Origin of the sequence: Streptomyces alkaliterrae, assembly GCF_007097205.2 — a bacterium.
GTDB classification, from domain to species: domain Bacteria; phylum Actinomycetota; class Actinomycetes; order Streptomycetales; family Streptomycetaceae; genus Streptomyces; species Streptomyces alkaliterrae.
This window is the reverse complement of record NZ_VJYK02000255.1, coordinates 1-7,859: the sequence shown is the minus strand read 5'-3', so window position 1 is coordinate 7,859 and position 7,859 is coordinate 1. Positions and strand designations below refer to the sequence as shown.

At 73.6% G+C, this 7,859-nt stretch carries 7 protein-coding genes; 2 read left to right on the top strand and 5 right to left on the bottom strand.

The genetic code is table 11. The features are described from left to right. Positions 1-78 precede the first annotated feature (78 nt). Positions 79-870, bottom strand: coding sequence for a dimethylargininase (gene ddaH / locus FNX44_RS20460; protein ID WP_143649990.1), 792 nt, complete (start codon positions 868-870; stop codon positions 79-81). A gap of 562 nt (positions 871-1,432) precedes the next feature. Between ddaH and FNX44_RS20455 the strand changes: the two genes are divergently transcribed. Continuing rightward, on the top strand, positions 1,433-2,152 hold the full coding sequence (locus tag FNX44_RS20455; protein WP_143649989.1) for a bifunctional DNA primase/polymerase: 720 nt from the start codon (positions 1,433-1,435) through the stop codon (positions 2,150-2,152). A 45-nt stretch (positions 2,153-2,197) separates the two neighbouring features. Here the strand turns inward: FNX44_RS20455 and FNX44_RS20450 are convergent, their stop codons facing one another. From FNX44_RS20450 to FNX44_RS20435, 4 genes are all read right to left on the bottom strand, one after another. Beyond that, a complete protein-coding gene (locus FNX44_RS20450; RefSeq protein WP_143649987.1) occupies positions 2,198-3,172 on the bottom strand; it encodes an SCO2278 family lipoprotein in 975 nt (324 codons plus the stop codon). Positions 3,173-3,237: 65 nt separating this feature from the next. After that, the gene (locus FNX44_RS20445) at positions 3,238-4,188 is read right to left on the bottom strand and encodes a heme ABC transporter ATP-binding protein (RefSeq protein ID WP_143649985.1); all 951 of its coding nucleotides are present in this window, start codon (positions 4,186-4,188) and stop codon (positions 3,238-3,240) included. After that, entirely contained in the window at positions 4,185-5,321 is a 1,137-nt protein-coding gene (locus FNX44_RS20440) for a FecCD family ABC transporter permease (RefSeq protein WP_143649983.1), read from the bottom strand. The genes FNX44_RS20445 and FNX44_RS20440 overlap by 4 nt, the downstream gene beginning before the upstream one ends. Continuing rightward, entirely contained in the window at positions 5,318-6,334 is a 1,017-nt protein-coding gene (locus FNX44_RS20435) for a heme/hemin ABC transporter substrate-binding protein (protein ID WP_143649981.1), read from the bottom strand. The genes FNX44_RS20440 and FNX44_RS20435 overlap by 4 nt, the downstream gene beginning before the upstream one ends. 113 nt (positions 6,335-6,447) lie before the next feature. On the opposite strand from FNX44_RS20435, the gene FNX44_RS20430 reads away from it, so the two are divergent. Beyond that, the coding region (locus tag FNX44_RS20430) for an HtaA domain-containing protein (protein ID WP_143649980.1) at positions 6,448-7,859 on the top strand (1,412 nt) is incomplete at its 3' end.

Sequence of the window (7,859 nt, the reverse complement as noted above, 5' to 3'; positions counted from 1 at the left end):
AAGAGACAGGAGGGGGAGGGTCCGGCCGACGACCGCCCGTGAGGACCGCCGTCCGCCGGACCCGCCACCCCGCCTACCTCACGCCGCGACGCGCAGCTCGGCGGTGCAGCACTTGACGCTGCCGCCGCCCTTGAGCAGCTCCGACAGCGCCACCGGGATCGGCTCGTAGCCGCGCTCCCGCAGCGGTTCGAACAGACCGGCCGCCGCCTGCGGCAGCAGCACGTGATGCCCGTCGCTGACCGAGTTCAGACCGAGCACCAGCGCGTCGTGCTCGTCGGCGATGATCGCGTCGGGGAAAAGCCGGGCGAGCACGGCCCGGCTGCCGGGGGAGAACGCCGGCGGGTAGTACATGATCTCGCTGTCCGTGGCGTCGTCCAGCACGCACAGCGCCGTGTCCAGGTGGTAGAAGCGCGGGTCGACCAGGTCGAGGCCGATCACCGGCCGGCGCAGGAACTCCTGGGCCTCGGGGTGGGACAGCGGGCTGCTGCGGAAGCCCCGCCCGGCCAGCAGCCAGGAGGCCGTGACGGCGAAGTCGCCCTCGCCCTCGTTGACGTGCTCCGGCTCGTGGTAGTCGGTGAAGCCGTGGGCCGCGTACCACTCGCGGTGGGCCACCGCCTCCGCCTCCCGCTGCGGGTGCGCGAACCGCGCGCCCAGGACCCGCCCGTCGACGACGGTGGCGCCGTTGGCGGCGTACACCATGTCCGGCAGCTCCGGGTCCGGGGCCAGCTCCTCCACGGTGTGGCCGAGCGCGCGGTAGCGGTCCCGCAGCATCTCCCACTGGGCCACCGCCAGCGGGAGATCGACCGGCTTGCCCGGATCCATCCAGGGGTTGATCGAGTACGTGACCCGGAAGTGCGCCGGTGGGCACATGAGATAGCGACGTTCAGCGTACAAAGAGGGCTCCTCACGGGATCGCCGTGCCTGCTAGGGCCTGTCCGGCGGGTCGGAGCGGCGTCGCGACGCCTGGCACCCGCGCTCTCCGCGTTGTCGTCGGTCGCCGACGCTCCGCGTCGACTCCCTCCTCCGCCTTGAGATCGCAGGCACCAGACGCCGCTCCTTCACCCACTCCGACCCGCCGGACAGGCCCTAGGCTCATGGTCCACTCTCCCGCGCGAAATGGAAGTGGTGCGTACGGGTGGTTCGTCATCGTGGCCGGTGGGGAAGGGCGGCCGTGGCGGGAGTCACCCCGCTCCCGTCTCGACCGCGTCGGGAAACCGGCGGATCGGGAGTATCCTCAGAAACCTCCATACGCGGACCCGCGGGGTGTCGTCGGGGCGGTCCTGGTGCCGCCCGGCGCCCCCGGTTTCCCGTTGCGGCGGTCGGGGGCGCAGGATGGAGAGAGTCATCCGTTCCGTGGATTCCGGCCGGGTTCGGCGTCGGGGTTCCGTACTCTCGGGGCAGGTGCACGGATCAGTCTGGAGTGAGGCGGTAGATGGAACGCGAAGGCAGGCTCTCCCAGTGGTTGCGCCGACGCTCCAGGAGCGCGGACGACGCAGCGGCCGAGGCCGCCCGCGCCCGGGAGGACCTGCTGGTGGCGTCCGCCGACGCCGGCTTCCCGCTCGCGCCCGCCGCGCATCCGGAGGGGTACGGCTGCAGCTGTGAGCGGATCGGCTGCCCCACGCCCGGCCGGCACCCGGTCTCCTTCGCCTGGCAGACCCAGGCCACCAGCGACCCGGATCAGGTGCTGCGCTGGGCCCGCAGCCGTCCCGAGGCCAACTTCGTCACCGCCACCGGCCTCACCCACGACGTGCTGGACGTCCCGTTCCCGGCCGGCCGCTCGGCGCTGGAGAGACTGGACGGGGAGGGCGTCGAGGTCGGCCCGGTGGCCTCCCTCGACGACGGCCGCATGCTGTTCTTCACGGCGACCCGGGGCACCCCGGACGACGAGGACGAGTGGTGGCCGTGCGAGCTGGACTGCCATCCCGAGACGATGGACGAACACCCCGGCCTGCGCTGGCACTGCCGGGGGAGCTATGTACTCGTGCCGCCGTCCGCACTGCACGCGGGCGGCGGCACGAGTGTCAGATGGGTGCGCGCGCCCGGCCGCCCGCTGCCGGATCCGCTCACGCTGCTGGAGGCCCTGACCGACGCGTGCGCCACCTACGCGGCCGAGCAGCCGGACCACGAGGGGACGCCCTGGCCGGTGCGCTGACCCCGCCGGACAGGCCCTGGCCCGCTCGGATCACGGAGGTCCGCCTCACTCGCCCTTCGCGGAGATCCGGCCCGTGTGCTGGTAGAGGAAGTCGATCTTGTCGCCGCTGTCCGCGGTCGGCACCAGCACGGCGTGCTGGAGCAGGAGGGTCTGTGTCAGCGAGCGCTTCACCTGCCCCTTGAGCAGCGGCTCGACCTCGGGGAGCACGCTCGGCTTGTAGCCGGTGGCGGCCGTCTGCTTGGTGTGCAGGTGGGAGGTGAAGAACACCAGCGCGTCGCCCTTGCCGGTGTAGAGGCCGAACGGCGCGTAGCGGGTGGAGTCCGCGGCCTGGTCGGCCCACTCGTTGCGGGCGGTCGGACGGTTGGTGTTCTTGCGCCGGTTCTCGCGCTTGCCGCTGGTGTACGGACCGTCGGCGAACGGGCCCTTGCCGTCCTTGAGTTGCTTGACGTAGGCCTTGCTGAGCTCGTCCGGCTCGGCCGCCAGCGCCACGCTCTTCGTGTCGGGAGCCGGGAACGCGACGGCGTGGCCCTCCTCGTCCTCGGCGAACTCCGGCACGTCCGCCGCGTCGACGACCGCGCGGTAGGACGCCCGCCACGGTTCGCCGATCCCGTCCCGGGTGAAGGCGAGCAGCACCCGGCGCTCGCCGGAGGTGCCCTTGCCCGTCGCGTCCGCGAGGAAGAACTTCGGCCAGCCGGCCTGGCGGGGGATGTGGAAACGGGTGTCCGTCAGCTCCAGCGGGCGGAAGTCCTTCGCCCCCTCCGGCCGCAGTGCGCGCGCGACCTTCAGCGAGGCCTGGTTGACCTCGCCCAGTGCGCCGCGTTCGACGGTGGCGGCCAGCGCGGCGTCGTGGTTCCGGTTGGCCTTGTTGCTGGTCGAGAGGTACTTGCTGAGCACCTTCTCGGCCTCGGCCTTTGTGGTGGCCGGCACCACGGCCGTCTCGCCGTGAACCGTCACACAACCCGACAGTGCGCCCGTCAGCGCGAGGGCGACCGTTGCGGCCGCCGTACGTCGCGACATCATGCCCGTGCCCTCCCCGAATCCCGGACGGCCGGTGTGCGTCCGGGGTCTGCCAGCAATGTGGCACCTTACCGGTCCCCGGCGATCTCCGTTCCGCGCGGGCCGGCGCCGCCGACCGGCCGCACCGGCACCACCAGCGGCGCGCCGCCGCTCGGATGCGGCAGCACCTCCACCGGCTGCCGGTACACCTCCGACAGCAGTTCGGCCCGCAGCACCGACGCCGGCGGGCCGTCGGCGACGAGCCGCCCGCCGCTGAGCACCGCGACCCGGTCCGCGTACGCGGCGGCCAGACCGAGGTCGTGCAGCACCACCACCACGGCGTCGCCCGCCGCCGCGCGGCGCCGGCAGATCCGCAGCACCAACTCCTGGTGCCGCAGGTCCAGCGCGGCCGTCGGCTCGTCGAGCAGCAGCAGCCCGGTGCGCTGGGCGAGGGCGCGGGCGAGCGAGACCCGCGCGCGTTCGCCGCCGGACAGCGCGGAGAACGGCCGCTCGGCGAACCCCTCGACCTCCGTGGCGGCCATCGCCTCGGCCACCGCCCGGCTGTCGTCCTCGGCGGCCGGGGTGCCGGCCCACGGCGCCCGTCCCATGGCCACCACCTCGGCGACCGTGAACGGGAACGCCAGACTCGACGACTGCGGCAACACCGCTCGGCGTAGCGCCAGTTCGGCCGCACCCCACTGCTCGGCCGGCCGCCCGCACACCCACACCCCGCCGCGTTCGACGTCGACGTCCCCGGCCAGGGCGGCGAACAGGGTGGACTTCCCGGCGCCGTTGGGGCCGACCAGCGCCAACACCTCACCGACGTTCGCGGCGAGGTCCACGCCGTCCAGCACCAGCCGCCCGCCGAGTCGGACGGCCACGTCCCGGGCCTCGGCGGCGACGGCACCGCGCGGCAGCGGCCCGGGCACCCGGCGCGGCGCCCGCCGCGCGGCCAACCGGCCGAGCAGCCCGCGCCGTTCTGTCGTGCGCCGCTGTTCTGCCGGGCCCGACTGTCGTGTCGCACCGCGCTGTTCGGTCATGCCCAGCCTCCTTGGCGGCGTCGGGTCCGGCGCAGCAGCCAGAAGAAGAACGGGCTGCCGATGAGAGCGGTGAGCACACCGAGCGGCAGTTCGGCCGGGGCGGCCAGCGTGCGCGCGGCCAGGTCGGCGGCGAGCAGCACCAGGGCGCCGCCGAGCGCGCTGCCGGGGATCAGGAAGCGGTGCCCGGGCCCGGCCACCATGCGCAGCAGATGCGGAACCAGCAGCCCGACAAAGGTGATGATGCCGGCGACCGCCACCGCCGCGGCGGTCAGCAGCGCCACGACGACGATCAGCACCAGCCGCATCCGCTCGACCGGCACGCCCAGGTGCCGGGCGGGCCGCTCGCCGAGCGCCAGCAGGTCCAACTTCCGTGCGTACAGCGGCGCCAGGAGCAGGCCGAGCAGCGCGCACGGCAGGACGGCGAAGACCTTCGGCCAGGTCGCCTGGGCGAGCGAACCGAGCTGCCAGAAGGTGATCTGGGTGACCTGCGCGCTGTCGGCGAAGAACACGAACAGGCCGACCAGCGCGAAGCCGAACGCGTTCACGGCGATGCCGGTCAGGATGAGCGTGACGACCTCGGTCCGACCGCCGGAGCGGGAGAGCGCGTAGACGAGCAGCACTGTGGCGAGGCCGAAGACGAACGCCAGGCCGGTGACGGTCCAGTTGCCGAGGAAGTTCAGCCCGAAGGCGATCGCGGCGACGGCGCCGACGGCGGCGCCCGCCGAGACGCCGATCACGCCCGGTTCCGCGAGCGGGTTGCCGAACACGCCCTGCATCAGCGCCCCGGCGCAGGCCAGCGAGGCGCCGACGAGCATGGCCAGCACCACGCGCGGCAGCCGCACGTTCCACAGCACGCTCTCGCCGACCCGGTCCAGCGGCGCGCCGCCGAGGCCGAGCCGGTGCGCAAGCGAACCGACGACGTCGCCCAGCGGGATGTCGTAGGCGCCGATACCCGCCGCGAGCAGCGCGCACACCACCAGCGCGCCGACCAGCCCGAGCGTCAGCACGGTGGCGCTGGCCCGACGGACCACCGCACCCCCAGCCGGCTTGTCGACGGCTTCCGCTCCGCCGCCCGGCCCTCGACGGTCGCTGCCGCCGGGCGCCTCGGTCCGCGTGCCGTCCACGGTGGTCATCGGGACTCCCCGTGGAACTGCCGGACGAGGGAACGGATGACGGTGTCCGTGCGCGGCCCGTAGTTCAGCAGCACGCCGTCGTCGACGGACGCGATGCGGCGGTCCATTCCGGCGGGCGTCTGGGCGACTCCGGGGATCTTCAGCAGGCCGTCGACGCCGTCCACCGAGTCGAGTCCCTTGCTCATGACCAGGATCACGTCCGGAGCCGCCTTGGCCAGCGCCTCACTGGTGATGGCGGTGAAGTCCTTCTTCAGGCCGGACTCCTTGCCCGCGTCCACCCCGCCCGCCGCCTCGATGAGCGAGCTCGCACCGGACCGGGCGCCGCCCAACAGGTAGACGGCGGCGGAGCCGCGCAGGTAGAGGAAGGCGACCCGGGGGCGTCCGGCACTCTCGGGTATGTCCGTGCGGGCGGCGTCGATCCGCTGCCGGGTGCGCTTGTCGAGCCGCTTCCCGGCCTCCGGCACGCCGAGCGCGGCGGCCACCGCCTCGATGCGCACGCTCACGTCGGACAACCGCTGGGCGGCGGGCAGGACCAGCAGCGGAATCCCGGCGTCGCGGATCTGCTCGATCGCCTCCGCCGGGCCGGTGGTGGCCTCCGCGAGCACCAGCGTCGGCCGCAGGGACAGCACCCCTTCGGCGGATACGTCGTGGGCGCGCGTCACCACCGGCAGCTTGGCCGCCTGTTCGAAGGTCGCCGTCACGTCGCGGGCCACCACGCGGTCGCCCAGACCGAGGGAGAAGACGAGCTCGGCGAGCGAACCGGACAGCGGGACCACCCGCTCGGCGCTGCGCACGGTCACCTCCCGGCCGTCGGCCGAGCGAACCTTCACCGGCAGCTCCGGTCTCGGCGCCGGCCCGGACAACGGCTCGATCCGGTCGGCGGCGGCCTTGGCGCCCGACGCCGCGCCGCCCTCCGGACGCGGGTCGGCGGAGCCGCCGCCGCACCCGGTCAGCACAAGTGCCAGGGCCAGCAGGGTGGATACCGCCCCGAGCAGGCGGGTGGGTGGGTGCACGGTGGCTGCCTTCCAGAAGCGGGGTTCCGACGGAGACGGAGATAGCTTAGGTTAGCCTTGCCTTGCTCACTTGGGCAGCTCCACCCCCTGGTTCCCGTTCGGGAGGATCCGTCATGCCGTCGTGCAGACCACCGCGCGCGTTCGCGGCCGTGCTGCTCACCGCCCTGTGCGCGCTGCTGCTGCCGGCCCCCGGCGCCGCCGCCCAGGAACGCGTCGTCCAGGGCGGGCGGCTGGACTGGAGCATCAAGTCCTCCTTCCAGAACTACGTCACCGGGCCCATCGCCCAGGGCAGTTGGAGCATGCTGGGCGGCGCGGGCACGATCGGCGGCGGACAGTTCCGCTTCCACTCCGCCAGCGGCGGCTACGACCCCGATACCGGGACGTTCCGCGCCGCGTTCTCCGGCGGTGTCCGCTTCCTCGGCCACCGCAAGGACAACGGCACCCATGAACTCGACCTGACCATCAGCCGCCCGACCGTCCGCATCAACGGCAACACCGGCACCCTCTACGCCGACATGGCCAGCCGGCCCAAGGGCGGCGGCGCGCTCAGCAACCGCAGCCAGGTGCCGCTCGCCAGGCTCGCGCTCGGCGGCGTCGACATGCGCGGCGGCGGCTCCCCGATCGCCCTCGCCGGGGTACCGGCCACCCTCACCGCCGAGGGCGCCGGAGCCTTCGCCGGCTACTACCCGGCCGGCACCCCGCTCGACCCCGTCAGCCTCTCCGTCGACGTCCGCGCACCAGCTCGGAAGCCTGCAGCCCCGACCGCCGACCCGGAGAAGGACGCCCGCTCCGAGAAGGAGAAGGGCGAGCAGGACACCAAGGAGCGGACCGTCACGCGGGTAGCCTTCAAGGGCGCCGTCGTCGACTGGGGTGTGCGCCGCACCTTCCGCGAGTACGTCACCGGCCCGATCGCCGACGGCTCCTGGAAGGTCGCCGAAGGCGCCCGCGACGGCGGCGCGCTCTACCGCTTCACCGGCGGTAAGGGCCACTACGACAGGAAGACCGGCGAGCTCACCGCGACCCTGCGCGGCGCGGTGACCTTCACCGGCAATGACCTCGACCTGAGCCTGACCGACCTGCGCGTACGGATCGCCGCCGACGGCAAGGGCACCCTGCTCACCGACGACCGCCCGCTGGTCACCTTCACGACGGACGCCAAGCCGTCGAAGGGACTGCTGCTCGTCGAGGAGACGCCGACCGAACTCACGGAAGAGGGCGCGAAGTTCTTCGGCTCGATGTACCGGGCCGGTACCGCCATGGACCCGCTCACGCTCGCCGTCCCCCTCGACGACTCCGCCGACCTGCCGCCGCTGCCCGACCTCGGCAGCGAGCCGACCGACACCCCCGAGCCCTCGACGAGCGCCACGCCGTCCGGCGGCCCCGACGGCGATCCGGCCGTCGAACCCGCCGCCTCCGCCGAGGGTTTCTCAGCCTCCGTCCCGATCGCGCTGGGAGGCGCCTCGGTCGCCGCGATGGCCGCCGCCTACTGGCTGCTGCGCCGCCGCCGCACCACCACCTCCCCCAC